The organism is Acidipila rosea (genome assembly GCF_004339725.1).
Lineage (GTDB): Bacteria > Acidobacteriota > Terriglobia > Terriglobales > Acidobacteriaceae > Acidipila > Acidipila rosea.
Map to the genome: position 1 here is coordinate 1,144,199 of NZ_SMGK01000001.1, position 26,359 is coordinate 1,170,557.

A 26,359-nucleotide genomic window follows, 5' to 3' on the forward strand; every position below is an offset into this window, starting at 1 on the left:
CGTGGAATTCCGTCGGAAGCGTTCGTTCAGGACTGTGCTTCTCGCCGCGGCACTCCTCGCTGCGCCGATCTCCTGCCTCGCTCAGGGATGGCCTCTCTGGCAGGATTACTCGTCGGTCTTCATCGACGCGCAGGGCCGCGTCGTCGATCACCAGGCGGGAGACCGCACCACGTCCGAAGGGCAGAGCTACGGCCTCTTCTTCTCGCTGGTTGCCAACGACCGCCAGACCTTCGATAAGCTCCTCCACTGGACGCAGAACAACCTCGCCGGCGGCGATCTCACCGCACGCCTCCCCGGCTGGCAGTGGGGCCGCGCTGGCGATGGCGAATGGAAGCTCCTCGACTCGCACTCCGCCGCGGACTCCGATCTCTGGATCGCATACTCGCTCCTGGAAGCGGGCCGACTCTGGCAGCAGCCGCACTATACCGCCATCGGCAAGGCGCTCGCCGCTCGCATCGCCTCGACGGAGGTCGCTGACCTGCCCGGTTTCGGTCCCATGCTGCTCCCCGGCGAGACGGGTTTTCACCCCAACGCGGACACCTGGGTGCTTAACCCCTGCTACCTTCCCCAGCCGCTCATCGCACGCATGGCCGCCGTCGATCCGCAGGGACCATGGCGCAGGCTCGCCGCCGATCTCCCGCGCTTTCTCTCCCAGAGCGCGAGCCATGGTTTTGCCATGGATTGGGTCACCTATCGCCCCGGCGAAGGCTTCCGCCCTGCCCCCGCGCCGGGACAGTTCGCCGCACCCACCGGCAGCTATGACGCCATCCGTGTCTACCTCTGGGCTGGCATCACTGCTCCCGCTGCCCCCGGCAGAGCCGCCGTCCTGGAATCCCTGTCGGGAATGGCCGCCTATCTCCGCTCGCATCCGCTGCCACCTGAAAAGGTGAACCCTGACGGCTCCATCCTCAGCGCCAATGGCCCGGTGGGCTTTTCGGCTGCGACAGTGCCTTTTCTCCAGGCTCTCGGGCTTCAGAACGCTCTTCGGCGGCAGCAATCCCGGCTCTCGCAGGAGAAGAACCCGTCTACCGGTCTCTTCGGGCAGCAGCCAACTTATTACGATCAGAACCTCGCCATGTTCGGAAGAGGATGGGCGACGCAACGCTTCTCCTTCTCCCCGGACGGAGAGCTCAACGTGAAATGGAAGCGACTATGAGGCTAACGACTACGACATTGCTGGCAGTTCTCGCCCTGACTTCGGCGACCGGCCTGGCTCAGTCAGCAGGCGAGAAGATGCTGCTCGACAAGGCGCGCTCGCTTGAATCCTCCGGGCATATCGATCTCGCTGCTCAAACCTGGCAGCAGCTGCTGCTCTCTGATCCGAATAATGTTGAGGCCATCGCCGGCCTTGCGCGGGCTGCGAAGGCCAGCGGCAACAACGCGCTGGCCTCTAAGTATCTCGATCGTCTCCGCCAGCTCAGCCCCAACAGCCCGGATATCGGCAAGGTCGAGTCCATGGTCAGCACCCAGACCCAGACCGCCCGCCTGCAGCAGGCCTCGAAGCTGGCCCAGGCAGGCCAGCCCGAAGCCGCTCTGCGCATCTACCGCGAAGTCTGGGGCACCCATCCGCCCGACGGGGACTGGGCTCTGGCCTATTACGACACGGAGGCCTCCACCAACACCGGTCGCGAAGACGCCATCAGCGGTCTCCGTGCTCTGGCGAAGAAGTACCCCTCCGACCCCCGCTATTCGGTCACCCTGGGGCGCATTCTTACTTATCAGCCCACCACTCGCAAAGAGGGCATAGGCATCCTCCGTCAATTTCCCGGCAACAGCGCTGCGCAGGCAGCGCTGCGGCAGGCCCTCGGATGGGACGCGCAGAATCCCGGCTCCATCCCGGCCATCCGCGACTATCTCAAGCAGCATCAGGACTCCCAGCTGGCCTCTGAACTTGCCGCTACCGAGGCTCGTCAGGCAAAGGCGCAATCCGTGGTTCCCCAGGACCCGGCCGAGGGCCGCGCCTACGCCGCCCTGCGAGCCAACAAGCTTGACGAAGCGCAGAGCGGCTTCTCAGAGATCCTCGCCCGCCATCCTGACAACACTCAGGCCCTCGCCGGCATGGGCTTTCTGCGCATGAAGCAGGGGGACTTCGCCTCTGCCACCACCTTTCTGGAGGGCGCACAGCAGCACGGGTTGAAGAGCTCCGCCGTCGAGCAGGCGCTCAAGACCTCGCGCTTCTGGCAGACCATGCAGTACGGCACAACCGCCCTCAACAGCGGCAAACTTGCCGATGCCGTGGACAAGTATCGCGCCGCTCTGAGCCTTCGCCCCACCAGCCCGGAAGCCCTTGAAGGGCTAGCCGGTGTTTACATGAAGGCGCAGCAGCCCGGGCAGGCGGCAGGCATCTATCAGCAGCTCGTCAAGACCACGCCTGGTTCGGAAGCTGCATGGCGCGGCCTCTTCATGGCGCAGGCGCAGTCCAGCAACCCGCAGGCCGCCATCGATACCTCGCGCCGCCTGCCCCCGGCAGTTCATCGGGTTCTCAGCACTGATCCTGAGTTCCTTCGCTCACTCGCCTCTGCTTACTCGGCCACCGGCCAGGATGCTCTGGCCCAGCAGGTGCTGGCCCAGGCCCTCAGCCTTCCTTATCCTGACAACGGCCGCAACATGAAGTCGGAAACCCGGCTGCAGTACGCCGCGCTCCTTGAGGCTGGCAAGCACTACCCGCAGGCCGCCGGCATCTATCACGACATCATCAATCAGGATCCCTCCAACGTAAGCGCCTGGCAGGGTCTGGTCAGCGTCGAGCATCAGATGGGTGCCGACCAGCAGGCCGTCAGCGTCGTCGAGCAGATGCCGCCAAATGTTTACGACGCAGCCCTGCAATCCGCCGGCTTCCTCTCCATGGTTGCTTCCATCTATCAGCAGCAGAACCATCTCGACATCGCCCAAAACTTCCTCGAGCGGGCCGTCGGCATGCAGCATCCCCCCGCGCCGCAGCTGGAGCTGCAGCTGGCCTCCATCTATCTGCAGCGCAGCAATCCCCAGCAGGCCTACGCAATCTATCGCCGCGTGCTCATCGAGCATCCCGATCACGCCGACGGGTGGAAGGGACTGCTCTCCGCGCTCCACCAGACCGGCCACGATCGCGAAGCCCTCGCCCAGATCTCCCAGATTCCCGCTCCAGTACGCCAGCTGCTCAACCAGGATGTTCAATACCAGCAGACCCTCGCCGGTATCTACACAGCTACAGGCAACACCCAGGCTGCGCTTCAGCAGCTCCGCATTGTGCAGGCACATTACCGCGCGCAGAACGTCATGCCTCCGCCCGATGTTGCTGTTCAGGATGCATGGCTGCTCTACAACGCTCAGTCTGACCGCGAGCTCTATCGTGAGCTCATGGCCCTCGGCAGCCGCACCGATCTCACCGCCGAGCAGCGTCGCACCGTACAGACCATCTGGGCCTCCTGGAGCGTTCGCCGCGCAGGCCAGGCCGCCGAGGCGGGCAATGTCCGCCGTTCGCAGCAGATTCTCAGCGCCGCCGCTCAGGCTTTCCCCGGCAATCCCGATGTAAGCAAGGCGCTGGCCTCCGGCTACCTCAAGTCCGGAGATCCGAAGCAGGCCCTCGCCATCTATCAGTCTCTCGATCAGGCGGGTCTGCTCGCCGCTCCCGCCAGCGGCGACTATCAGGGTATGGTCGGTTCCGCTCTCGCTGCCCGCAACATGAAGCAGGCCGAGGACTGGCTGCGCCGCGCCCTCGAGCAGTATCCCCGCGATCCGCAGGTGCTTTCGCTGGCCGCCCGCTTTGAGCAGGCGCGCGGCGACTCCGCCCGTGCAGCTTCTTACTGGCGCGCCTCGCTCGACGCCATGCCGCAGGTCAGCCCGGCCAACGCGCTGGCTAACGCCCTGCGCACGCCCGATCCCGTGCGTCGTACACAGGCCTCTAATGCAGCTCCCACCGATCTCGCCAGCCTGCTCAGTCCCGACGCCGATGCGCAGGAGCTGAGCGCGCGCCAGGCCATGCCCGCATTGCCCAGCTATAACTCGGCCGGGTACGCGGCCGCTCCCGTGGCCCAGGCCTCCACTGCGCCTTACGGCCCTGACCCGGAAGAGGTCTCAACCCCTCCCGTACCCGTCGTCCCCCCCGCCAATAGCCCTTCGACCTACAGCAGGACTCCTGCTCCGCAGTCGCCGCGCGTCCGCACCCTCGGCGAATACGTCCCGCAGGCCGCCCTCGACGCGCCCGTCTTCAGCGGCTCCGACAGCGGCCCTCTCACCCAGCAGGCGGAGGCCGCACCAGCGGAGCCACAGCCTGAGGTGCTTCCGTCCACCGCCCAATCCACGCCGCCGCCCACACTTCCGGCGACTCCGCTGATCTACAACGATCAGCCTGACCCGGAGCCGGCCAGCGAGCCGGCCAGCGCCTCCACCTACGACACCAGCGCCTCCATCACTCCGCTCCCCAACGCGCGCATGGAGCAGGTCACTCGCACCCTCGCCGCCGCCACCCAGCCCATCGGGGAGTCGCCCGCGTACCTTCCGGCGCAGTACACCGTGCCTCAGCAGCAGCTTCAAGCCGCGCCCATCTACTACGCGCAGCAGAGCGCTCCGCTCGGGCCCGTCGAGCAGCCCCAGTACCAGCGCCCATCCAGCTACGGCGTCAATGCTCAGCAGGCTCCCCAGCAGGGTGCCAGCGACGAGCAGCTCATGCAGCAGAATCTCCCACCCCTGCGCGGTCCTTATCAGAAGGGACACGAGCAGACCACCCACACCCCGCGCGAAGAGGCGCAGATGCAGCTTGCCATGATTCAAGGCGGCCTCAGCCCCTGGCTTGGCGGCACTGCTCTCCTTGACCACCGCACCGGCACGCCGGGTCTTGATCAGCTGACCATCTTTGAAGCGCCTTTCGAGGCATCCACCCCGCTCGGCAGCGCTGCCCGGCTCACGCTCATCGCTCGCCCGTCATTCCTCGACGCCGGCACCTCCAGCGGCGCAGCCGTGCCCACCACCGCCACCACCCGCCTCGGCACTCTGCCGGCCGGTTCCACCCTCAGCCAGCAGAACGCAGCAGGAGTAGGCGGCGAGCTTCAGCTCACCACCCAGAACTTCGGCTTCGCCGTCGGTTACACCCCTTACGGCTTCCTGGTTAAGAACTACACCGGGCGCTTCTTCTGGCATCCTGCTGGCGGGCCCGTCACCTTTACCTTCAACCGTGACTCCATCCGCGATACCCAGCTCTCTTACGCCGGGCTCCGCGATCCCGGCTCCGCTTCGCCCACTTACAGCGGCAACATCTGGGGTGGAGTCATCGCTAACAGCGGCGTCCTGCAATACGCGAAGGGCGACGCCAAATCCGGCCTCTACGTCCAGATGGGCGGCCAGTACATCACCGGCACGCACGTCCAGACCAACAACCGCATCGACGGAGATGCCGGCTCGTACTGGCGCGTTCTCACCTTGCCTGACGAAGGAAACCTCAACATCGGGGCCAACTTCTTCGGCATGCACTATTCGCACAACATCCGCTACTTCACCTATGGGCAGGGCGGCTACTTCAGCCCCGATGCCTACGTGCTGGCCAATGTCCCCCTCAGCTGGACCGGCCAGTACGGTCCCAACTTCCACTACACCGTCAACGGCAGCTTTGGCATTCAGGCCTTCCAGGAGGGCTCCACCCCCTATTTCCCTCTGGACCCGACGTTGCAGTTCGCAGTTTCGAATCCCTACTATCCGACGACCTCCAGTGTCGGAGCTAACTACGACCTCCACTCCGAAGGCGCGTACAACATCTCCGACCACTGGTATGTGGGGGGCTTCCTCAGCCTCAACAACTCCCGCGACTACAACGAGCAGACGGTCGGTTTCTTCGTCCGCTTCCTCTCGCGGCCTCAATATCCGACGGAGCTGGGCCCCACGGGCCTTTTCCCCTCCACTGGCATGAGGCCCTACATGGTTCCATAATGAAATGGACAGAGAGAACGGCGTGACCGGAAACAGCGGCGAGCGGACTATTTCACCCCCGCCGCCGCTTTTTCCCTTGCACCGCCCCTGATTCTGCGTCTAACTCATTGAACATGCGCCGCCTTATCTTCTTCATCGTGATTGTCGTCAGCTTCGCATCGGTGGCCCATGCCTCAGATCCGCCCCTCATTGAGCAGGGCTTTCGCGATATGTATGACCTCAACTTCTCCATGGCCCAGCAGCATTTCAGCCAGTTCGAGGCACAGCAGCCCGCCAACCCTCTCGGTCCCGTCTCTGAGGCGGCAGGCTATCTCTTCGGCGAGTTCGCCCGCCTCGGCGTGCTTGAGACTCAGCTCTTCGTCGACGACAACAGCTTCGAGGATCGCAAGAAACTTGTTCCCGACCCCGCCGTCAAGCAGAAGATCGACACCGCCCTGAACAAGGCCGACCAGCTTGCCAACGCTGCGCTAGGCAAGGATCCCGCAGACGCCACCGCCCAGTTTGCCAAGGTGCTCTCGCTCGGCCTGCGTTCGGACTATGCCGCCCTCATTGAGAAGCGTGACCTCGCCGCGCTCAGCTACACCAAGCAGGGCCGCACCCTCGCAGAACAGCTCCTCAAGGAGCGCCCCACGGCCTACGACGCCTACCTTGCCGTCGGCGTTGAAAACTACCTCAGCGGCATCAAACCCGCTCCTGTTCGCTGGTTTCTGCAGATGGGCGGCGTCCAGACGGACAAGGCTCAGGGCATTCACGACCTCACCCTGACCGCCGAGCACGGCAACCTGCTGGCCCCCTTTGCGCGGGTCATGCTAGCCGTAGCGGACCTCCGGGATAAAAATACCGGTGGCGCCTGCACCCTGCTGCACGGCTTGGCCACGGAATTCCCCCACAACCAGCTCTACCATCGGGAACTGGGTCTACATTGCCACTGACCGGCTGCAACCCCGCAGACCCCGAACGTATCTCATAGAAGAACTAGTACAGGGACAATTTGTCAGGCGCACCCACCACTGAGATTGCCGGGCAGTCCCGCTATCATGACGTTAGGAGAACGACACGGATGAATACAGTTAAGTTCTGGGCGGTTTTCACGGTTGGAGTAGTAGCGGGAGCATCAGTAGCTTTGATCTACGCACCGCAGGCTGGTGACAAGACCCGCCGTCAGCTCAAACGGAATTTTGAAGATGCGAGCGACTACATCAAGGATGCGGCCGATACCCTCGGCGATCACGCAGAGAAAGCCATCAAGCGCGGTAAGGAAGTCTATGAAGATGCGATGGATACCGCCGGCTCCGTAGCCAAGAAGGCCAGGCAGGCCGTCAGCTAGCCCATCCTGCTCACCGGCAGGTGAGCAACCGAATAGAAAGAAAAGGCCCTGTCCAGGTTTGGACAGGGCCTTTCTGGCTTTTCCGCCAGTTGTTTTATGCGCTGTAGAGCAGCACTCCCTCCAGCTTTTCTTCGCCTTCCGTGCTGCCGACCGGACGATAGAAGAGCTGGTTGTTCGCAAGGTAGACCTCGAGGAAGGCTGGCCGTTCGGAGATGCCTCCGGCAATCAGCGCTTCCGACAGCGGATCTTCCACATAGCGCTGCAGGGCGCGGCGCAGCGGGCGCGCTCCATAGCTGCGGTCGATCAGTGTCTTCTCGATAATCCACTTCTTGGCATCTTCGGCGACCGAGATTGTGATCGCCTTCTGCGCCAGGTTTGCGTTGAGCTGCTGCACCAGCAGTTCGAGAATCTGGATAAGGTCCGCGTCCGAGAGCGACTGGAAGATAATGACCTCGTCCAGGCGGTTCAGGAACTCGGGGTTGAAGGTGCGTTTCACCTCGTTCTTCACCAGTTCTTCGATCTTGTCCATCACCATGTCTTCGCGGTCGCTCTGGAAGCCGAGTCCCTGCTTGCGTTGCAGGTGCCGCGCCCCGATATTCGAGGTCATGATCAGGATCGTGTTCTTGAAGTCGACCGTGTTGCCCAGTCCATCGGTAAGATGGCCGTCCTCGAACACCTGCAGCAGGATGTTGAAGACATCGGGATGCGCCTTCTCGATTTCATCGAGCAGCACAACCGAATAAGGCGAGCGCTTCACGCGTTCCGTAAGCTGGCCGCCCTCCTCGTATCCCACATATCCCGGAGGCGAACCGATCAGTTTCGAGACCGAGTGCTTCTCCATGAACTCCGACATGTCGAACCGGATCAGCGATTTCTCTGACCCGAAGAGGAACTGCGCCAGGGTGCGCGCCATCTCCGTCTTGCCCACGCCCGTCGGTCCCAGGAAGAGGAACGAGCCGATAGGCCGGTTCGGCGACTTCAGTCCCGCGCGCGAGCGGCGGATAGCGCGGGCGAGAGCCGAGATGGCCTTCTCCTGCGAGATCACCCGCTTATGCAGCTCTTCTTCCACCCGCAGCAGCTTCTGCGTCTCTTCTTCCTTGATCGACGTAATGGGAACGCCCGTCCAGCGGCTCACCACGTCCTCGATATCCTCCCGCGTCACAATGGAAGCCGTCGAGTCGTCGAGGTGATACTTGTCCCGCAGGGCGCGCAGGTTGTCGCGCTCCTTGCGTTCTTCATCGGAGTAGAAGCGCGCCTTCTCGAACTCATGGTTTGAGACTGCGTTATCCATCCGGTGCACGATGAACTTGATCCGCTTCTGAACCTCGAGAATCTCCTGGGGCAGGGAAGTCTGCCGCAGCTTCACTCTCGCACCCGCCTCATCGATCAGATCGATAGCCTTGTCTGGCAGGAAGCGATCCGGAATGTAGCGGTTGGAGTGCGAAACCGCGAAGTTGATCGAGTCGTCCGTATAGCTGACCGCATGGAACTTCTCATACCGGTCGCGGATGCCCATGATGATCTTGATCGCATCCTCTTCGTTCGGGGGTGGCACTTTGACCGCCTGAAAGCGCCGTTCCAGCGAGCGATCCTTCTCAATCGACTTGCGATATTCAGCCGGCGTGGTTGCGCCGATGCACTGAATCTCTCCGCGTGACAGCGCAGGCTTCAGGATATTCGCTGCATCGAGCGAACCCTCCGCCGACCCGGCGCCGACCAGCGTATGCAGCTCGTCGATAAAGATGATGCAGTTCTGGTTCTCCATCAGTTCTTTCATGATGGTTTTCAGGCGCTCTTCAAACTGCCCGCGATACTTTGTACCCGCTACGATCAGGGAAAGATCCAGCGCCAGCACCTTCTTGTCTGCCAGGAAGCTGGGCACATCCCCGTCCGAGATTCGCTGCGCAAGCCCTTCGACAATGGCTGTTTTGCCTACGCCTGGTTCACCGATCAGCACCGGGTTATTCTTCGTCCTGCGGCACAGAATCTGCACCACCCGCTCAACCTCGCTGTCGCGGCCCACCAGCGGGTCAAGCTGGTTATCGAGCGCCGCCTGCGTCAGGTCTCGGGAGAACTCGGTCAGCAGGCTCGATTCGCGGCTCCGCTGTGCAGCCGGGGCCTTCTCCTGCGTGGAGCGGGCCAGCTCCTCGCGGATCGCCAGCAGCTTCAGCCCCCGCTCATGCAGGATCTCCGCCGCGAAGCACTTCTCCTCGCGCAGCAGTCCCAGCAGCAGGTGCTCCGTCCCGATATGTTTGTGGGAAAGCCGCTCGGCCTCTTCCGCCGCGTAAGCCAGTACTCGCTTGCATTCGTTTGAGAGCGGCAGATCGACTGAAGTCGAAACCTTCTCCCGAATCGTCGTGTGTCCCTCAATCTGCTTGCGGATGGATTCTACTGAAGCATGCGACCGGAGAAAGCGATTGGTCAGCGCCTTATCCTCACGCAGCAGCCCCAGCAGCAGGTGTTCGGTCTCGATATAGGGAGAGCCGAACTGGCTCGCCTCATACCGCGCAAAGAAGATTACCCGCCGTGCCTTTTCTGTATACCGTTCGAACATGTTCCCCCTCAGGAAGACAGCCGCCGATGTCGCCCGTTAGAGACCTCTTCGGTCTGAAACGCCCTGCAGATGAGGGCTTCGCGCGCAAACTGCGGATATCCTCGTGCCAATCGTTCCCTGATCCATCTTCAGGAAACTGCCGTCCGGAGCCAATCCCACCTCCGGGTTAAAACGGCTATTGAGAGATAAACCATTTCTTCCGATTTATCCCGCTTTCCCAGGGGCCTGACTGCTGCCTCCGGTCGTACACTGCTAACTTCTATCTTTCATTAGACGCTTGCGGGGGCCAATTCTTCCATATGGCCTTTCGTAAGGCGCAAAACCCGGCTGCATCGCCGGGCAAGATTAAGATTGTGCGTCACCAGGACGGATGTCAGCCGGTGTTCGCTATGCAGTTTTTCTACCAGCTTGAAGACGACCTCCGCCGTCCGCCCATCCAGGTCGCCTGTAGGCTCGTCTGCCAGCAGCAGCTTGGGCTCTGTCACCAGGGCACGCGCCAGGGAGACACGCTGCTGCTCCCCGCCGGAAAGTTCGCCTGCACGATGATCGCCGCGGTCCGCCAGTTCGACCTCGGTCAGCCATTTCCGCGCCTTCACAAAAGCGGTGCTCCTGGCCTCTCCTCGTGCCAGCAGCGGCATCGCCACATTCTCCTCCGCCGTAAACTCAGGCAGCAGGTAGTGGAACTGCCAGACATAGCCGACTTCGCGATTACGAAACGACGCCGCCTGGTTCGTGGTGAGAGTATTCAAGTGAGTTGTGGCGCAGTATACGTCACCACTTGTTGCGCCATCAAGAGCACCGAGGATATGCAGCAATGTGCTCTTGCCCGCACCTGACTCGCCTACGATCGCGAGCATTTCACCCTCGCTTACCGTGAAGCTGAGACCGTCAAACAGCACCAGTCGCCCACGGCCGGTCACATACTCTTTCCGCAGATTACTGACCTTGAGTAATGGATGCGCAACCTCTCCGCTACGATTCAGGGTGGCAGCGGGCGCTGCACTGGTGGTACCCGAAGCGGCGGCGTGGAACTCCATATCTACCTCTAACATCCTCAACCCGAAAAGGGAAGCAAAGATGTGCTCGAGGAAGCAGGGAGTACATAACTGACGGACAAGGGGTCCACCGGCTGGCGCGATTCTCCTACACCGGCGGCAAGCGGAGGAAATCGCGAAAACCCGTTCCCCCTCATCACGCCACTTACTTTTGCCGCCACGCCTGTGCAGTCGCAGCGGCAGAGCGCCATGCTTCAGCGCTCACGAGTAGTATGGATGCGGCATCTCCCCGCTCCGCTGTCTCGGGATTCGTACTTAATCCTCCGGGCAGATCAGCGCATCTAAGGAGCTCGATGGGCAGTTTTGATCTGAAGTCCACTGGCCGTACCGCCGGCACAGCGCTCGTCAACTGGTGGCGCGCCGTCTCTATTGAAGCGCTCTGCGTCGCCGCCATGTGGCTCGTCGGCCTGTTGCTGCTGCATGTTCCCCTCGCGCCCATTTGGGCGCTCATCGGGGGCCTCATGACCTTCATCCCCAACATCGGCGGCGTCATTGCCCTCATTGGCCCGGTCTTCAGCGTCCTTGTCCAGTGGCACGATGTCTATCGTCTCGGCCTTGTTCTGGGCCTTTACGCTGCCATCGTTATCGTCGACCAGCTCCTGGTTCAGCCCTTGCTGCTCAAGCGCGTCTCCCGCGTGCCCATCTGGGCTTCCATCATCGTGCCTATCGCACTCGGCATCATCATTCCTTTCTGGGGAGTTCTTCTGGCGCCGCCTTTGCTGGCCGTCTTTTACGCATTCCGTAGACCGCGGACGACCCTAGAACCCCGCGCCTGACGCCCGCCTGCCAGCCTTGCAGGGGAGACGGGTCTGGTTCGCGCGCCGATTTTTACGCCGCAAGCCTCTTCTTCTGCGCTACTCTGGACTCCTCTGGCTCCATTCTTCGCAGCCCGCTGGCGATAAAGGACCATTTCGGGACAGGGTGCCTTACTAATGTGGATTTAGGTACGCCTTATCCACAACATGTTGGGGGTATGCGGTTGACCCTGCCTCTCTGCGCCGCTAGAGTTTTATAGCAGATGACCCCTTCAGACCACCTTGCCGCCTCTCGAAGGAGCAGGATTGCATGTTAAAGCTTAAGAAAATCCAGATCCTCGGATTCAAATCCTTTTGCGACCGGACGGAAGTCGTGCTGCCCGGACAGGGAATCGCGGTTGTCGTCGGCCCCAACGGCTGCGGCAAGTCAAACATTCTCGATGGCGTCACCTGGGTACTCGGTGAGCAGAGCGCCAAGACCCTGCGCGGCGGCAAGATGGAAGATGTCATCTTCGCCGGCACCCGCGACCGCAAGCCGCTCGGCATGGCCGAGGTCTCGATCACCCTCATCGATCCGGAGACCTATATAGGTGGTCCGCTGCTGCCCGAGGGGCCTGAAATCGTCATCAGCGACTCGGATAACGACTGGGACGAGGACAAAATACGCGCCGAACGCGCCGCCGAGGTCGAGGAGATCATCGCCGAATCGCAACCGGGTCAGGTGATCGAGGGCGAGCAGCAGGAAGCAGCGGAGGGTGTTTTCCCCGAGGGCGCCGTCGTCCTCAAGATTCGCCGCCGCAAGTTCCAGAAGACCCCGCAGCAGGGCGAAATCGTCGTCACCCGCCGCCTCTTCCGCACCGGCGAGAGCGAATACCTGCTCAACGGCAAGCTCTGCCGTCTCCGCGATATTCAGGACATCTTCATGGGCACTGGCCTCGGGCCTGAGTCCTACGCGATCATCGGGCAGGAGCGTATCGGCCAGCTGCTCAGCTCCAAGCCCCACGACCGCCGCGCCATTATTGAAGAGGCCGCCGGCATCACCCGCTTTAAGACCAAGAAGCGTCTCGCCGAGCTCCGCCTTGAACAGGCCAGGCAGAACCTCGCCCGCGTCAACGACATTTTCGAAGAAGTCACCCGCCAGATGGGCTCGCTCAAGCGCCAGGCCGCCAAGGCCGAGCGATACGGCGCACTCCGCGATGAGCTCCGGGCCCGTCTTCGCATCGTCCTCGCCAGCAAGGTGGCGCAGATGGATGCCGCCCATGCCGCCCTCGAAGCGGAGATTGCCGCCCTCACCGTTGAGATCGACGAGCGCGCAGGCAAGCTGGAGACCCTGGAGGCTGAGCACTCCACCGATGTTTCCCGCGGCTATGAGCTTGATGCCGCCTCCAAGGAATCCTCCTCGCAGGCCAGCCAGAGTGCCGTTGAGCTGGAGCGTGCCGCCACCCGCCTGGCCGCTAATCAGGAGCGGGTCGCAGAGCTTGAGTCGCGTCTCAGCGCCGGTGCCGCCGAGCTGGAGCAGGGCAGGCAGCAGCTTGAGTCTTTGAAGGTGGAACGCGAATCGCAGCGCGCCTTCCTCGCTTCTGCGGCGACTGAGGCTGCCAGCTTCCGCGAGGAGGCGCAAGCCCGGCAGCAGCAGGCCCGCGAGGCCGTCCAGGCCGTCAGCGCAGCCGAGCAGCGTGCCGAGGCGCAGCGCCGCCAGACCATGCAGCTGCTCTCGCAGGTCGGCAGCGTCCGCAACCAGTCCGCGCAGGCCGAGGAGTCGCTCGTCTCCCTCAACCGCGAAGCCGAACGCCTCGCCGCAGAGATGACCGCCGCTCGCCGCGATCTTGAAGCACTCGGCGCTGAACGCGGCCAGGTCTCAATGACCTTTGAGTCGATCACTGAGACCCTCCATCGCCTCGAAGCTGAAATTGCTGAGCTGCGCAGCGGCATCGCCGCCCGCCGCACAGAGGAGTCCGAGGCCCGGCGCCTGGGCGACCAGCTGCGCGCCGAGCAGGCGACTCTCACCGGCCGCCGCAACTCTCTCGACGCGCTCATCCGCGACCACAGCTACTCCACCGATACCGTCAAGAAGCTCTTCCGTGCGAACTCGCTCGGCGGCGGACTCAAGCCCGTCGGCACCCTCGCTGACTTCCTTGAGGTCAACGGCCAGTATGAAAATGTTGTCGATGAATTCCTGCGCGACGAGCTGAACTACATCGTCGTCAAGAGCTGGGACGCCGCCGACGAAGGCATGCGCCTGCTCAAGGGCGATGTCGATGGCCGCGCCACTTTCCTCGTCCATCCCGACGATTCCCAGGCGAAGTTTTCCTTCGCCGCCGACGGCAGCCAGACGCAATATGGAGAGCAGCGCGGCGTCATCGCGCTCAAGGACTGCGTTCGTGTCCTCGACGGCTTTGGCCGCTCGCTTGAGGTTGTGCTGCCCAAGCTGCGCGACGGCTACGTCACTCCGGATTCGGAGACCGCACGCGGCCTCGCCCTTGAGAATCCTGACGCCTTCTTCCTTTCGCCTTCGGGGGAGTGTTTCCACAACGTCACCGTGACCGGTGGCAAGCCTCGCGCCGCCGGGCCGCTTGCCCTCAAGCGTGAGCTCCGCGAGACCCAGCAGAAGCTCGACAAGGTTACCGCCGACCTCGGCCAGGCCGAGATCGCCGCAGCATCGCTCGCAAAGTCTCTCGCCGAGCTCACCCGGCAGCTCGACCACAAGAGTGAAGAGCGCCGCAACGTTGAGCGCGAAAGCGCCAACCAGAGCGCTGCCCTGCGCCAGATGGATGCAGAGGTGCAACGCGTCGAGCGCCGCCTGCAGGACTGGACTCTCCAGGGCGAACGCAACAAGGATGCACTCGCTGCCAAGCAGGCGCTCATCGAGCAGAAGCGCGAAGAAGTGCTCCGCCTTGAGTCGCAGCATCAGGCCGCTGAAGCAGGGCTGCAGGAGCTGCAGCGCTCCATGGAGGACCTGCGTCAGGCCCGCGAGACAGCCCAGCAGCAGGCCGCGCAGGTCTCCGCCGAGCTCGCCGGGCTGGAAGAGCGTCGCCGCAACGCCGAGGGCAACTTCGCTCGCATCGACCGCATGTATGCCGACCTCGAGCGCCGCGTCGCCCAGATCGAGCAGCAGCTCACCGCGGCCCGCGCCGAGCAGCAGCAGCGCACCCAGGAGAACGAAAGCCTCTCCATCCGCCGCGAGGAGCTCATCGCCATCCGCGAGCAGGCCACCACTGAGGTCGCGCGTCTCACTGAGACCGCCCAGGCCCTGCGCGCCCGCCTTGCCGAAGGCGAGCAGCAGCTCAAGACCCTGCGCGCCGAGAAGGACGCTATGCAGGAGACGCGCAGCCATCGCAGCTCCGCGGCTGCCACGCTGGCCGCCGAACTCAAGCACATTGAGGAGCTCTGCGTCAGCGACCTCGGCATCGAGGCCGTCGTCCTGCGTCAGGATACGGAACTCGTGCGGTTGGAAGGCGACGCGCTCGGCGAAGAAGACGAAGCCTGCCGCGGCCTCAAGCAGAAGCTTGAGGCGATGGGCCCCGTCAACATGATGGCTCTCGAGGAGTACAAGGAAACCGAGCAGCGCCACCAGTTCCTTGAGACGCAGCGTAAAGATCTGCTCGACTCCATCGAGAACACGCAGTCAACCATCCGTGAAATCGATCAGATCTCGCGCATCAAGTTCGACGAAGCCTTCGCCCGCATCAACGAGCACTTCAGCGTCACCTTCGGTCAGCTCTTCGGCGGTGGTCAGGCCTTCCTGCGGCTTACCGACGAGGAGAACTCTGCCGACAGCGGCATCGATATCGTCGCGCAGCCGCCGGGCAAGAAGCTGCAGAACGTCTTCCTGCTCTCAGGCGGCGAAAAGGCGCTCACCGCGCTCTCGCTCCTCATGGGCATCTTCCGCTATCAGCCGAGCCCCTTCTGCGTGCTTGACGAAGTGGATGCGCCGCTCGACGAAACCAACGTAGGACGCCTCGCAAACATGCTGCGCTCCATGGCTGTGGATACTCAGTTCGTCATGGTCACCCATTCCAAGCGCATGATGAGCGCAGGTGACATGATCTACGGCGTCACGATGCAGGAGCCCGGCGTGTCGAAGCTGGTCAGCGTACGTCTCGGCGGCCAGACAGAACAGCAGCGCCGCGCAACCGCGTAATCGCCGCGCGGGCACCGGCGTAGGAAACTACGTCGGTGTCCGCAGCAGCAGATATCCGCCCGCGAGTGCGAACAGCAGGTCCGGTGACCACGCCGCCAGCAGCGCAGGCAGCATGTTCACGTCGCCCATCGCCTCGAACATTCCCGACACCACAAAGTATGCGATCGCCAGTCCGATCGCCACCGCAATGCCCGCCAGTGATCCACGCTTGCCCATGGACAGCGCGAAGGGAATCGCCAGCACCGCCATCACCAGCGTGATCAGCGGATATGCCAGCTTGTGGTTCAGCTGGACGCGCAGCCGCATCGTGTCGAAGCCGCTCTGCTGCAGATCGTGAATGTAACGGCTCAACTCGCTGAAGCTCATCTCCGAGGACTGCCGCGTCTCTTTCTTGAAGTACTGCGGCTCTTCGTTGACTGACGAAAACGTGTGTACCTCGAACTGCTGATATTTGCTGATCTCGTCCCCGCTGAACGAGCGAACCCAGCCATGCTCGAAGACCCACTTGTGCAGCTCCGGCTCCCAGTGCGCACTCGCTGCAAAGATGCGTCTCGATAGCGAAAAGTTTTGCGGGTCAAACTCGAAGACCGTGATGTTCGCAAAGCGATCATGGTCCGGATCGAAGAACTCGTAATAGAAAATGCGTTCCGGCTGCCCCGGCGTATGTTTGCCGACAATCCACTTCTGGTCGGGCCGCTCAAAGGTTTGCGCCGGCTTGCCCTTGATCACGCTGCGCAGCGCTTCCTGCCTCCGGTTCGCATTCGGCAGGTAGAGCTCATCGAAGACAAACAGCGATACCGCCAGTACGCTCGCGATCACCAGCACCGGCACAATCATGCGATAGATGCTGATGCCTGTGGCCTTCATCGCCGTCAGTTCGTTCGAGCGGCTCATCACTCCAAACGTCACCAGCACCGCAATCAGCACACTCAGCGGCGTAATCAGATAGACCATGCTCGGCGTCAGGTTGATAAGGTATTCGCCCACCGTCACCAGCGGAGTCTTGTTGCGGATGATGTCTCCCAGCAGTTCGAAGAAGGTGAAGACCAGCATCAGCATCACAAAGGTGACCAGCACCATCACGAATGTCTGCAGAAACTCCCGCAGCACATAGTCGTCGAGAATCAGCGGAAAGTGTCCGCGCGCCTGCCGTGGCCGTGGCGTCAGGATCGTCTCTGTATGCCCCGCCGTTCCTCGGCGCGTCCTCAGCTTCAGCCACGATCCCGCTGAGACCACCGCCGCCAGTGCAGCTCCGCCCGTGATCATCTGCCGCAGCAGCACAATCCCGCACAGCGCAAAGATAACGTTCGCTCCCCACACGCCCACCGTCACCGGCACCTTCCCCTGCCGCGCCAGCGCAACTCCCGTCGAAGAGAGGAAGTAGTAGACGAACACCAGAATGATCGTCAGCACAAAGCCCGCGCTCTTGCCGCCGCGCTTTGAAGAAAGTCCCAGCGGAACCCCAACCAGCATCAGCACCAGGCATGCCGCGGGATAGGCAAACCGCTTCTGCAGCTCGATCAGGAACCATTTGCCGTATCGCTGCCGCGAGCGCGCCATCAGCTCTGCGTTTGACATCGCCAGCACCGGAACATTCGCCTTGCCGACTCGCATGTCCTCGTCCTGCGTGGTCGTCTGCAGCGGCAAGTCGGTCTGGGCAAAGGTCGCGACGTTATACTCGCCCGGCTTCGCCGCCTCGGTCTCGTGCTGCGTCCCATCGCGCAGGCGCATCGTCACCGTCTGCGCGTCGGTATTCACGACCGTTGCCTCTTCTGCCGTCGTCACCTTGGGCGAGGTCGGGTCGCTCATGTCCGCCAGGAAAACCTCGTGCCAGTTCGCTGCGCCCGCGCCGGAGCGCACATCCTGCACATAGAGCACATAGTTCTTGAAGTCTTCGTAGAAGACCCGCGGCTCAATCTGGTAAGAGGCCTGCGTATTCTTCAGGTACTCCTCGATGTGCAGCATCCCCTGCGCGGCCTTCGGCGCAAAGTAGAGCGTATTCGCCAGCCCCAGTCCCCATGCCGCCACCGCGATGATCGACACGATCGACACGAAGCTGCCCACGCCCATCCCCGACGCGCGCATCGCCGTGATCTCGCTGTCCGCCGCCAGACGGCTCAACCCCAGCAGAATCCCGACCAATACCGCCATCGGGATGCTGACTGTAAATATGTTCGGCAGCAGGAAGAGCACAATCTTGACCACCGCACCCAGCGAACTGCTGTTCCGCACCGCCAGTTCAAGTAGCTGCCGCAGATTCCCAATGAAGAGCACAAAAGTGAAGAGCGCGCCGCCAATCAGCGCATGGGAGAGCACTTCCTTAAGGATGTAACGAGTGAAAATCCGCACGGCGTTCCTGTGTTCGTGTTCCTGTGTTCTCAGTGTAGCTCGGCAGCCGCCCAGTCACGCGCGCACCCCGCCGCTCTCGCGCGAGACAGGAGGAATAAAATCGAGGCAGGAAGGGAATCCATGACCTACACAAAGCACTCCTCGCGATCTCCTGAAGAAGTCGAAACACGGCTGACGGCCGCAGTGGCCGCCCACAAATTCGGCATTCTCCACATCCACGATCTCAGGCAGACGCTCGATTCCAAGGGCATTCAACTCGGCTCCGAGTGCAAGGTCTATGATGTCTGCAATCCTCAGGCCGCCTATAAGGCTCTCCACGGCGACATGAGACTATCGGCGATTCTCCCGTGCCGCATCTCCATCTTTAGTGCTGAGGCAGGCTCCGTGATCGCCACCGTCAAGCCTACATCTCTGTTTCAGGCAGCAGACCTGCAGGGCGATCCATCTCTTCCTGCTGAAGTGGAGCGTGAGCTTCTCGCCATCATCGATGAGGCAGCCTGAGTCTGCCTCCTGCGCGGCTTAGCGCACAACCGCATCGAAGGGCAGGAATACATTGAACACTGCACCGTGATAGCCGCCTGATTGGCTGCTCCGCGCCCGCAGCGCGCCCCTATGGCGATCGACGATCTCCTTGCTCACCCAGAGTCCCAGACCGGTCCCGGTGATACTTTTCGTGGTAAAGAAGGGATTGAAGAGCTTGGCCCGCGTCTCTGCGCTCATTCCGGTTCCCGTGTCCGCCACCGTGATGGTGACCCCTCTTTCCCCGGTCCTCCAGTTGGTCGCCACCCGGCTTCGCAGGTAGAGGCATCCTCCGTGGGTGCTCATCGCATCCAGCGCATTGCTGATCAGGTTGCTGATCACCTGACGGATCTCTCCATCAAAGCATTGGATCGGTTCATGCGCGCGGATCCGCCGGCTGATCAGCACGGCTGAGTTTGCGATTCTGCCCTGATAAATAGAGAGGACACTTTCGATGATTTGTTCGGCGGTCACAGCCTGCGGATTCGTCGCCTGCTTGTGAAAGCGCAGCGTCTGGCTGGTGATTGCCCCCACTCTGCGCAGCTGCACTTCCGCCAGTTCCAGGTATTCCTTCACCACAGAAACGTCGTTGCTGTGCCGCGCCAGGTAGAGGAGATTGGTGACAGCCTCCAGCGGATTGTTGATCTCGTGCGCAATCGAGCTCGCCATGCGGCCCAGCACCGCCAGCTTCTCGCTCTGGATCAGCGCCAGTTCCGCCTTCTTCTGTTGGGTGATCTCCAGGGAAGCGGCGGTGATCGCCACGATCGTCCCATCCGGCCCGAAGACCGGAAAATAGCTCACCGTCCAGTAGCGATAATCCTTCGGGTCGGTGACCAGCGTTCCCTCCAGAGGAAAGTTCACCACCGGCACTCCCCGCATCACCTGTTCAAACAGCTCTCTGAGGCCTGCGATGGGCGCCATCTCCGTCAGGGTTCGCCCCACCACCTGCTCCGGCTTTAGCCCGAAGAAAGCCGCCTGCCGATCATTCAGCCGCAGATAACGGAAGTCCTGCGTATCGAAAAGCGCCAGCCTAATGGGAGCGGTGCGATACACGGACTCGATCTCCGCCAGTTGACGCTCGGCTTCCACACTTTTGCGGTGCAGTGCCTCCTGCGCCTGCTTTTCCTTGGTAAAGTCCCGAAAGTAGATCATGATGCCATCCTCGGTCGGATAGCATTGGACCTGGAGCCAGAGGTTGAGCGGTTCCGGGTAGTACACCTCAAACTCGCCGCGCTGTCCCTGCTCCATGCTGCGGCGATAGTTCTCGGCGAGCGACGAGCTCTCATAGAGAGCCGGCGGAAAACTCTCGAAGAGATTGGCCCCCACCAGCTCGCCGTCCACTAAAAACAGCTCCCGCGCCCGCCGGTTGAGATAGGCAAAGTTATAGCTGCGATCTAGAAATGCGATGGCGTCTGTCGTCGCATCAAAAAACCTCGCCATCTGCCTGCGTAAATGATCATTGTCTGGATTGGGGTACGAGGGGGCGTTCGGCAATGACAATATCCCTTTCTGCGTTCTGACCAGCAGCACGTCCGGCGCCGCCATTTGCAGCTGGCGGCCAAAGCAGCACACGCGAATCCACTACGATCCGGCGTCAAAAATTATTTGTAAAGGTAGCCAGCAGTGCTGCTTCAATGCAAGTGCCGGAGACAACCTTCCTGCATTGGATGCTGTCCGAGCCGCAAACAGCAGAAAGCCCGGCGCAAAGCCGGGCTTTCTGGGTACCGCGTCTGCCTGTGGGCAGATTTTTCCTTAGTACATGCCTTCCATACCGCCGCCGTGTCCACCGGCCGGGGCTGCTGCCTTCGGCTCGGGGATGTCGGCAACCATGGCTTCCGTCGTCAGCATCAGGCCGGCGATGGAAGCAGCATTCTGCAGCGCAGTGCGGGTGACCTTGGTCGGATCGATGACGCCAGCCTTCACCAGGTCCTCGAAGACGCCCGTTCCGGCGTTGTAGCCGAAGTGCGCTTCCTTGGACTCGTGGATCTTGCCCACAACCACGGCGCCCTCTTCGCCGGCATTGCCGACGATCTGGCGCAGCGGCTCCTCGATGGCGCGGCGGATGATCTGTGCACCGATCTTCTCGTCGCCTTCCAGTGTCTTGATCAGCGCTTCGACGTCAGGAGTGCAGCGAACCAGGGCAACACCGCCGCCCGGGACGATACCTTCCTCTACCGCAGCGCGGGTCGCGTGCATTGCGTCCTCGACACGTGCCTTCTTCTCCTTCATCTCGGTCTCGGTGGCTGCACCGACCTTGATGACGGCGACGCCGCCGACCAGCTTCGCAAGGCGCTCCTGCAGCTTCTCGCGGTCATAGTCGGAGGTGGTCTTGTCGATCTGGTTGCGGATCTCCTTCACGCGGCCGGCAATGGCGGACTGCTCGCCACGGCCTTCTACGATCGTGGTGTTGTCCTTGTCGATGCTGACGCGCTTCGCGCGGCCCAGGTCCTCGATCTTCACGTTCTCGAGCTTGATGCCCAGGTCCTCGGTGATGGCGCGTCCGCCGGTCAGCTTGGCAATATCTTCCAGCATGGCCTTGCGGCGATCGCCGAAGCCCGGAGCCTTCACTGCAGCGACATTCAGCGTACCGCGCAGCTTGTTGACCACCAGGGTCGCCAGCGCTTCGCCGTCTACGTCTTCCGCGATGATGACCAGCGGCTTGCCATTGCGGGCAACCTGCTCGAGCAGCGGCAGCAGGTCCTTCATGGAGCTGATCTTCTTCTCGTGGATTAGGATGTACGGCTCTTCGAGCGAAGCTTCCATACGGTCCGGATCGGTGACGAAGTAGGGGCTCAGGTAGCCGCGGTCAAACTGCATACCTTCGACCACTTCCAGCTGCGTCTCGAGCGTCTTCGACTCTTCGACCGTGATCACGCCGTCCTTGCCGACCTTCTTCATCGCCTCGGCAATGATGGTGCCGATCGTCGAGTCGGAGTTCGCGGAGATCGTGCCCACCTGGGCGATCATCTCGCCGGTCACCGGCTTCGAGAACTTCGACAGCGCTCCGCCGTGTACCTCCCCGTGCTCGTCGCGCTTGCCGACAATGGTCTCAACAGCCTTGTCGATGCCGCGCTTCAGCGCCATCGGGTTTGCACCGGCGGCGACAGTCTTCACGCCTTCGCGGTAGATCGCCTGCGCCAGAACCGTCGCGGTCGTGGTGCCGTCACCGGCCACATCCGAGGTCTTCGAGGCAACTTCGCGGACCATCTGTGCGCCCATGTTCTCGAGGGAATCCTTCAGCTCGATTTCCTTGGCGACAGTCACGCCGTCCTTGGTGATCGTCGGCGAACCGAACTTCTTCTCGATGACCACATTGCGGCCTTTGGGGCCAAGAGTGACCTTGACTGCATCAGCCAGAGTGTTCACGCCGCGCAGGATGGCCTGGCGGGAATCTTCTCCATGCAGAATCTGTTTTGCCATTGTGTTTCTCCTAGTGCTTTCTTAAAAGGTGTTGTGTCGCGTTTCAAATGTCTTTGCGCCGTTAAGCGCCTGCCTCAATGGCCAGTCCTACTTCTTGAGAATGCCGAGGACTTCTTCCTCACGCATAATGAGGAACTCTTCGCCGTCGATCTTGATCTCGGTGCCAGAGTACTTGCCGAACAGCACACGATCACCAGCCTTGACGTCCAGCGGGAATACCTTGCCTTCGTCATTCGACTTGCCCTTGCCAACGGAGATCACTTCACCCTCCTGGGGCTTCTCTTTGGCGCTGTCGGGGATGATGATGCCACCACGAACGGTCTCGCCCTCTTCTACGCGGCGGACAAGAATGCGATCGTGCAGCGGAGTGAAGGTAGTTGTTACGGTTGCAGTTGCCATGCTTAGTTCTCCTTCGCGCAGGGATTCAGCCCTGCGTTTGATGAATGGAATTTTGAGTGATGCTTGCAAAGACCTTGCGGAGAGCAGCGCGCGCTTAGCACTGTCACCCTACGAGTGCTAATGTAGGTGGTCACGATGACGGTTGTCAAGGGAGGAACTGATGAAATGTTAGTGAATCTCACTCATATAAATCTGAGCGGTTACAGAGTGTTGTAGACCAGTGTTACAAAACTGTCCGGCGCAATGTTTCCCTTGCCCCAGATAGGATCAAGGTCCGCCGTCGGCTTCGCGGCAACCGCCTGCTGCAGCGTCTCTCCCGCCAGCTTCAGCTTCTCGACGCGATTGGCGATGGTCGTCAGCATGTCGCGATAGGTCTTCAGCGCCGCCTTGTCGCCCAGCGCTCCATGTCCGGGCACGATCTTGGTGCGGTCATCGGCCAGCTCCAGGCACGCGTCCACCCCGCGGATCATCCCGTTGATCGTTCCCCCCGTGCCGTCGTCGATCAGCGGATAGAAGCCGTTGAACCACAGATCGCCGGTGTGGATCACATTTCCGTTGACGAAATGAATATAGATGTCGGAGTCGGTATGGGCCGCCGGCGCATGGGTCAGGTCCAGCTCATCGTTGTCGAAGAAGACCTTCTCTTCTTCAGGAAAAACCGCCTGGGGCAGAGCGCTGGTCGCTGCCGGTGGAAAGCTCAGGCCATAGAAGCGGATCTGCTGCGGCGTCGAGAGGCGCAGACGCGTGTTCTCCTGCGCGATGATGAAGGCTCCGGCATCGTGCATCGCCGCATTGCCTGAGGTGTGGTCGAAGTGCCAGTGAGTGTTGATCAGCAGCTTGAGCGGCTGGCTGCCCAGCGAGTCCAGCGCCTGCTTCACCTGGTGCGCCGCCGTGTCCACACTCGCGTCGATCAGCAACTTGCCGTCCGGCCCCGTCTGGGCCACCATGTTACCGCCCACTCCTTGCAGCAGGAACAGGGTGTCGCGCAGCTTCGTCACCTTCACCGGCGTCGTCGGCCCCGCCGCTCGCAGTTGCTGCACCAGGTTAGGCGGCGGAGGAGCAGCGGGCGTGCCGGGCGGACCAGTCTGCGCAGCGGGCAGGGCAGGGGACTGGGCTGGTGGCGGGGCGGTCTGCTGCTGCGCCGGAGTTTGTCCCGTCGTCTGCCCGCGGAGAACTCCACTGAAAGCAAGCGCCGCGCCTGCTGCTCCTGCCTGTCTAAGAAAATCCCGCCGCGTTGCGTCTCTCAAGGCCACCCTCTCCCGGTTTTACCTACAAGCTTATAGAAGCCCTTCAGGCAGATTCAGTCCACCCAGCAATCCCGAGACATTCGTTTTCATCGCCTCATCTGCCCGGCGTCCGGCTTCATTGAAGGCTGCCGTGATCAGGTCCTCCAGCGAAGGCTGCCGTGATCAGGTCCTCCAGCATCTCCAGGTCGCCCGTGTTGCTGCTCAGGCTCGCAACCGCCGCCGGATCGATCGTCAGCTTCAGCACCTGCTTCTGGCCATTCATCTTCACCGTCACTGCGCCTCCGCCGGAGGACGCCTCGACCACCGTCTGGCTCAGCTTCTGCTGCATCTGCTCCTGCATCTGCTTCGCTTGGGAAAGCATCTCCTGCATTTTCAGCGGGTTCATCGTCTTTTCCTCCTGCCTTACTTCTACTTTCTATCTCTCAGGTCCAGCACCGTCCGCACCTCGGCGCGGAACAGTTCCTGGGCCTGCCGCACCAGCGGATTCTCCATCGCCGCTGCCTGCACGCTGCCGCTTGCCGCTGCCCTCGGCCGGGCCGCAGCCGCAGCTGAGGAGGCTTCCCCGGGGAGGAAGACCAGCTTCTCCCCCACGCCCAGCTGCTTCAGCGTATTCCGGCAGATCTTGTCCGCTTCGGCATTCATCGTCAGCGCGAGCATGGTCTTTTTGATGGCCAGAGTGACCTCAATCGCGCCATTGGACTGTTTCCAGTCCCCGGCATCCAGCAGGGCAGTGGCCGTATTGTGGCCCTCGCGCTCCAGCGCCGCGCAGATCGCTTCCCGAATCCTGTCGAGGTCCAAACTCCCGCCGGCAGCAGCTTCGGGTGCAGTGTCCGCTTCCGCCGCCAGCGCCAGCGCCCCCTCAGCAATCGGCTCCGCCACTCCCACCACTGCCGCAGGCTGCATCTTCTCCGTGGCTCGCGTCTCCGTGGTTCTCGTCGCCTCCGTCGCTCTGGTCTCCGCTGCTCTCGCCGCCGTCTCAATCGGTGTCAGCGCCTGCGGCGCAGGCGGAGCAGCCGAGGCCGCTGCCGGTGTGGTCGCTTCGCTGGTGATCTTGCGGTCGCGGTCTGCTTCAAAAGGGGAAAAGGCAGGCCGTGTCGGTTCCGCGATCGGCGCTTCAGTTCGCGCCGGAGCCGCCGGCCGTGCAGGCGATTGCGCCGGGGCAGCCGGACGCGCGGGCGCTGGAGCCGCCTGCAACCGCGGCAGTGTGCCCGGCAGCGGGCCGCCGCCCAGCGAACCCTTGCCTGCAGTGGGCGCGGGCAGCTGGCTGAGCAGCTCTTCCACCGGCAGCAGGCGCTGCAGGTGCACCAGCTTCAGCAGCCCCAGTTCAAGGTGAAAGCGCTGCTCCTGCCGATAGTTCAACTCATCGAAGGTCCGCAGCATCACCTGCAGAAAGCGCGTCAGGTCTTCCTCTGAAAACAGCATCGCCGAGCGTGCTGCCCGCGCCCGCTCATCGGGAGAAATCTGCAGCAGCTCTGAATTCTCGCCCGCGATCCGCGCCATCAGCGCATTTCTCAGGTAGCGGACAAACTGCCGCGCAAGCTGCGAGGGGCTGTTCCCGGCATTGATCAGACGGTTGATTTCCTCAATGACCGGCGCGCTCTGGTTCTCGCTGATCGCCTCCATCAGCCGCTCGAAGACCGTATTCGGCACCGAGCCCATCAATTCGCGTATCTGCTCCGCATCCAGGCGAGCCTTGCCATTATCGAGCGGCGCCGAAGCGATCGCCTGGTCCATGATCGAGAGCGCATCGCGCATCGACCCATCGCCCGCCTCAGCCAGCAGCGCCAGCGCCGCGTCCTCCGCGATCACGTCCTCTTCGACTGCAATCGTGCGCAGCTGCGTAAGAATCTCTTCGAAGCGCACAGCATGAAAGCTGAAGTGCTGGCACCGCGAGCGAATCGTCTGCGGGAAGTCCTCCGGCTGCGTCGTCGCCATCATAAAGATGACATGATCCGGTGGCTCCTCGAGCGTCTTCAGCAGGGCATTGAAGGCGGCATCGGTAATCTGGTGCGCCTCGTCGAGGATATAAATCTTGTACCGGTCGCGCGCCGGACTATACCGCGCCGCATCTCGCAACTCGCGGATCTCATCGATGCCGCGATTGGTCGCGGCGTCGATCTCGATCACGTCCACTGCGTTGCCTGCGCGAATCTCCGTGCACGACTCGCATACCCCGCAGGGCTCCGGCGTCGGGCGCTGTTCCGTTCCGATCGCTGTCCGGCAGTTCAGCGCCATTGCCAGAATGCGTGCGATGGTCGTTTTGCCGATGCCGCGATGTCCGCTGAAGATGTAGCCATGCGCAATCCGGCCCTGGGCCAGCGCATTCAGCAGCGTGCGGGTTACATGCTCCTGACCGGCGACATCGGAGAAGCGTTGCGGACGGTACTTGCGGGCGAGAACCTGGTATGCCATGAACTCTCTGATTGTATCGCCAGAGAGTCTGCCTCGATTTCCAGAGAAACTCGGCCCGCGCCCGCCCGCATTTCGCTTCTGGAGTATGCTGGTTAAGAATTTTTCTGCAAGGGAGAGCGCTCGTGGTTTTTCTCGTAATTGGCAGCTTCATCGGTGTTTTTACCGTAGCTATTCTCTGGGCCACTCGACGTCCCAAGGATGAACACCACTCCCACTAAGCAATTCGGTGGCCTCATCCTGCGATCTATGGTTTTTCATAGATCATTGCTATGAAGTTTAT

Annotated in this window: 17 protein-coding genes; 7 read left to right on the forward strand and 10 right to left on the reverse strand. The window is 62.0% G+C overall.

Going from position 1 to position 26,359, the window contains the following annotated elements:
* Position 1 precedes the first annotated feature (1 nt).
* The 4 genes from bcsZ to C7378_RS04685 all read left to right on the forward strand — a co-directional run bounded on the left by bcsZ (position 2) and on the right by C7378_RS04685 (position 7,228).
* The gene (gene bcsZ, locus C7378_RS04670; protein WP_131992347.1) at positions 2-1,156 is read left to right on the forward strand and encodes a cellulose synthase complex periplasmic endoglucanase BcsZ; all 1,155 of its coding nucleotides are present in this window, start codon (positions 2-4) and stop codon (positions 1,154-1,156) included.
* Positions 1,153-5,901, forward strand: a complete 4,749-nt coding sequence (locus C7378_RS04675; RefSeq protein WP_165876659.1) for a cellulose biosynthesis protein BcsC — start codon at positions 1,153-1,155, stop codon at positions 5,899-5,901. Before bcsZ ends, C7378_RS04675 begins: the two co-directional genes overlap by 4 nt.
* Before the next feature lie 113 nt (positions 5,902-6,014).
* Entirely contained in the window at positions 6,015-6,833 is an 819-nt protein-coding gene (locus tag C7378_RS04680) for a hypothetical protein (protein WP_131992353.1), read from the forward strand.
* 128 nt (positions 6,834-6,961) lie between these two features.
* Positions 6,962-7,228 (forward strand): YtxH domain-containing protein, encoded by a 267-nt coding sequence (locus C7378_RS04685; RefSeq protein ID WP_131992356.1) that lies wholly within the window; start codon positions 6,962-6,964, stop codon positions 7,226-7,228.
* Between the two features lie 94 nt (positions 7,229-7,322).
* On the opposite strand, the gene C7378_RS04690 is transcribed toward C7378_RS04685, so the two are convergent.
* Both C7378_RS04690 and C7378_RS04695 read right to left on the reverse strand, forming a co-directional pair.
* A complete protein-coding gene (locus C7378_RS04690) occupies positions 7,323-9,782 on the reverse strand; it encodes an ATP-dependent Clp protease ATP-binding subunit (protein WP_131992359.1) in 2,460 nt (819 codons plus the stop codon).
* A 269-nt stretch (positions 9,783-10,051) separates the two neighbouring features.
* A complete protein-coding gene (locus C7378_RS04695) occupies positions 10,052-10,834 on the reverse strand; it encodes an ABC transporter ATP-binding protein (protein WP_243648065.1) in 783 nt (260 codons plus the stop codon).
* A 296-nt stretch (positions 10,835-11,130) separates the two neighbouring features.
* Here C7378_RS04695 and C7378_RS04700 point away from each other — a divergent pair, with 296 nt between their 5' ends.
* On the forward strand, positions 11,131-11,613 hold the full coding sequence (locus C7378_RS04700; RefSeq protein WP_131992365.1) for an AI-2E family transporter: 483 nt from the start codon (positions 11,131-11,133) through the stop codon (positions 11,611-11,613).
* 289 nt (positions 11,614-11,902) lie between these two features.
* Entirely contained in the window at positions 11,903-15,733 is a 3,831-nt protein-coding gene (gene smc, locus C7378_RS04705) for a chromosome segregation protein SMC (protein WP_131992368.1), read from the forward strand.
* Between the two features lie 27 nt (positions 15,734-15,760).
* Here the strand turns inward: smc and lptG are convergent, their stop codons facing one another.
* Positions 15,761-18,082 carry an LPS export ABC transporter permease LptG gene (gene lptG / locus C7378_RS04710; RefSeq protein WP_131992371.1) on the reverse strand — a complete coding sequence of 774 codons (2,322 nt, stop codon included), beginning with the start codon at positions 18,080-18,082 and terminating at the stop codon, positions 15,761-15,763.
* A 120-nt stretch (positions 18,083-18,202) separates the two neighbouring features.
* On the opposite strand from lptG, the gene C7378_RS04715 reads away from it, so the two are divergent.
* The gene (locus C7378_RS04715; protein WP_131992374.1) at positions 18,203-18,583 is read left to right on the forward strand and encodes a DUF302 domain-containing protein; all 381 of its coding nucleotides are present in this window, start codon (positions 18,203-18,205) and stop codon (positions 18,581-18,583) included.
* 18 nt (positions 18,584-18,601) lie between these two features.
* On the opposite strand, the gene C7378_RS04720 is transcribed toward C7378_RS04715, so the two are convergent.
* From C7378_RS04720 to dnaX, 7 genes are all read right to left on the reverse strand, one after another.
* Positions 18,602-20,041 carry a PAS domain-containing protein gene (locus C7378_RS04720; RefSeq protein WP_131992377.1) on the reverse strand — a complete coding sequence of 480 codons (1,440 nt, stop codon included), beginning with the start codon at positions 20,039-20,041 and terminating at the stop codon, positions 18,602-18,604.
* 312 nt (positions 20,042-20,353) lie between these two features.
* The gene (gene groL / locus C7378_RS04725) at positions 20,354-22,021 is read right to left on the reverse strand and encodes a chaperonin GroEL (protein ID WP_131992380.1); all 1,668 of its coding nucleotides are present in this window, start codon (positions 22,019-22,021) and stop codon (positions 20,354-20,356) included.
* Positions 22,022-22,108: 87 nt separating this feature from the next.
* Complete coding sequence (locus C7378_RS04730) at positions 22,109-22,420, reverse strand: co-chaperone GroES (protein ID WP_131992383.1); 312 nt, start codon at positions 22,418-22,420, stop codon at positions 22,109-22,111.
* Positions 22,421-22,620: 200 nt separating this feature from the next.
* Positions 22,621-23,667 carry an MBL fold metallo-hydrolase gene (locus C7378_RS04735; RefSeq protein WP_165876660.1) on the reverse strand — a complete coding sequence of 349 codons (1,047 nt, stop codon included), beginning with the start codon at positions 23,665-23,667 and terminating at the stop codon, positions 22,621-22,623.
* A gap of 30 nt (positions 23,668-23,697) precedes the next feature.
* A complete protein-coding gene (locus C7378_RS18175; protein WP_424221170.1) occupies positions 23,698-23,757 on the reverse strand; it encodes a hypothetical protein in 60 nt (19 codons plus the stop codon).
* 25 nt (positions 23,758-23,782) lie between these two features.
* A complete protein-coding gene (locus C7378_RS04740; protein ID WP_341539118.1) occupies positions 23,783-24,052 on the reverse strand; it encodes a YbaB/EbfC family nucleoid-associated protein in 270 nt (89 codons plus the stop codon).
* A gap of 23 nt (positions 24,053-24,075) precedes the next feature.
* Positions 24,076-26,079 carry a DNA polymerase III subunit gamma/tau gene (dnaX, locus tag C7378_RS04745; protein WP_131992389.1) on the reverse strand — a complete coding sequence of 668 codons (2,004 nt, stop codon included), beginning with the start codon at positions 26,077-26,079 and terminating at the stop codon, positions 24,076-24,078.
* Positions 26,080-26,359: the final 280 nt, after the last annotated feature.

What these genes read in the sequence shown, in the direction of transcription:
- C7378_RS04675 (WP_165876659.1), top strand. Translation starts at nt 1,153, where the DNA reads ATGAGGCTAACGACTACGACATTGCTGGCAGTTCTCGCCCTGACTTCG.
- C7378_RS04740 (WP_341539118.1), bottom strand. Translation starts at nt 24,052, where the DNA reads ATGAACCCGCTGAAAATGCAGGAGATGCTTTCCCAAGCGAAGCAGATG.
- C7378_RS04720 (WP_131992377.1), bottom strand. Translation starts at nt 20,041, where the DNA reads ATGGCGAGGTTTTTTGATGCGACGACAGACGCCATCGCATTTCTAGAT.
- dnaX (WP_131992389.1), bottom strand. Translation starts at nt 26,079, where the DNA reads ATGGCATACCAGGTTCTCGCCCGCAAGTACCGTCCGCAACGCTTCTCC.
- C7378_RS04695 (WP_243648065.1), bottom strand. Translation starts at nt 10,834, where the DNA reads ATGTTAGAGGTAGATATGGAGTTCCACGCCGCCGCTTCGGGTACCACC.
- C7378_RS04690 (WP_131992359.1), bottom strand. Translation starts at nt 9,782, where the DNA reads ATGTTCGAACGGTATACAGAAAAGGCACGGCGGGTAATCTTCTTTGCG.
- C7378_RS04685 (WP_131992356.1), top strand. Translation starts at nt 6,962, where the DNA reads ATGAATACAGTTAAGTTCTGGGCGGTTTTCACGGTTGGAGTAGTAGCG.
- C7378_RS04680 (WP_131992353.1), top strand. Translation starts at nt 6,015, where the DNA reads ATGCGCCGCCTTATCTTCTTCATCGTGATTGTCGTCAGCTTCGCATCG.
- groL (WP_131992380.1), bottom strand. Translation starts at nt 22,021, where the DNA reads ATGGCAAAACAGATTCTGCATGGAGAAGATTCCCGCCAGGCCATCCTG.
- C7378_RS04700 (WP_131992365.1), top strand. Translation starts at nt 11,131, where the DNA reads ATGGGCAGTTTTGATCTGAAGTCCACTGGCCGTACCGCCGGCACAGCG.
- smc (WP_131992368.1), top strand. Translation starts at nt 11,903, where the DNA reads ATGTTAAAGCTTAAGAAAATCCAGATCCTCGGATTCAAATCCTTTTGC.
- C7378_RS04730 (WP_131992383.1), bottom strand. Translation starts at nt 22,420, where the DNA reads ATGGCAACTGCAACCGTAACAACTACCTTCACTCCGCTGCACGATCGC.
- C7378_RS04715 (WP_131992374.1), top strand. Translation starts at nt 18,203, where the DNA reads ATGACCTACACAAAGCACTCCTCGCGATCTCCTGAAGAAGTCGAAACA.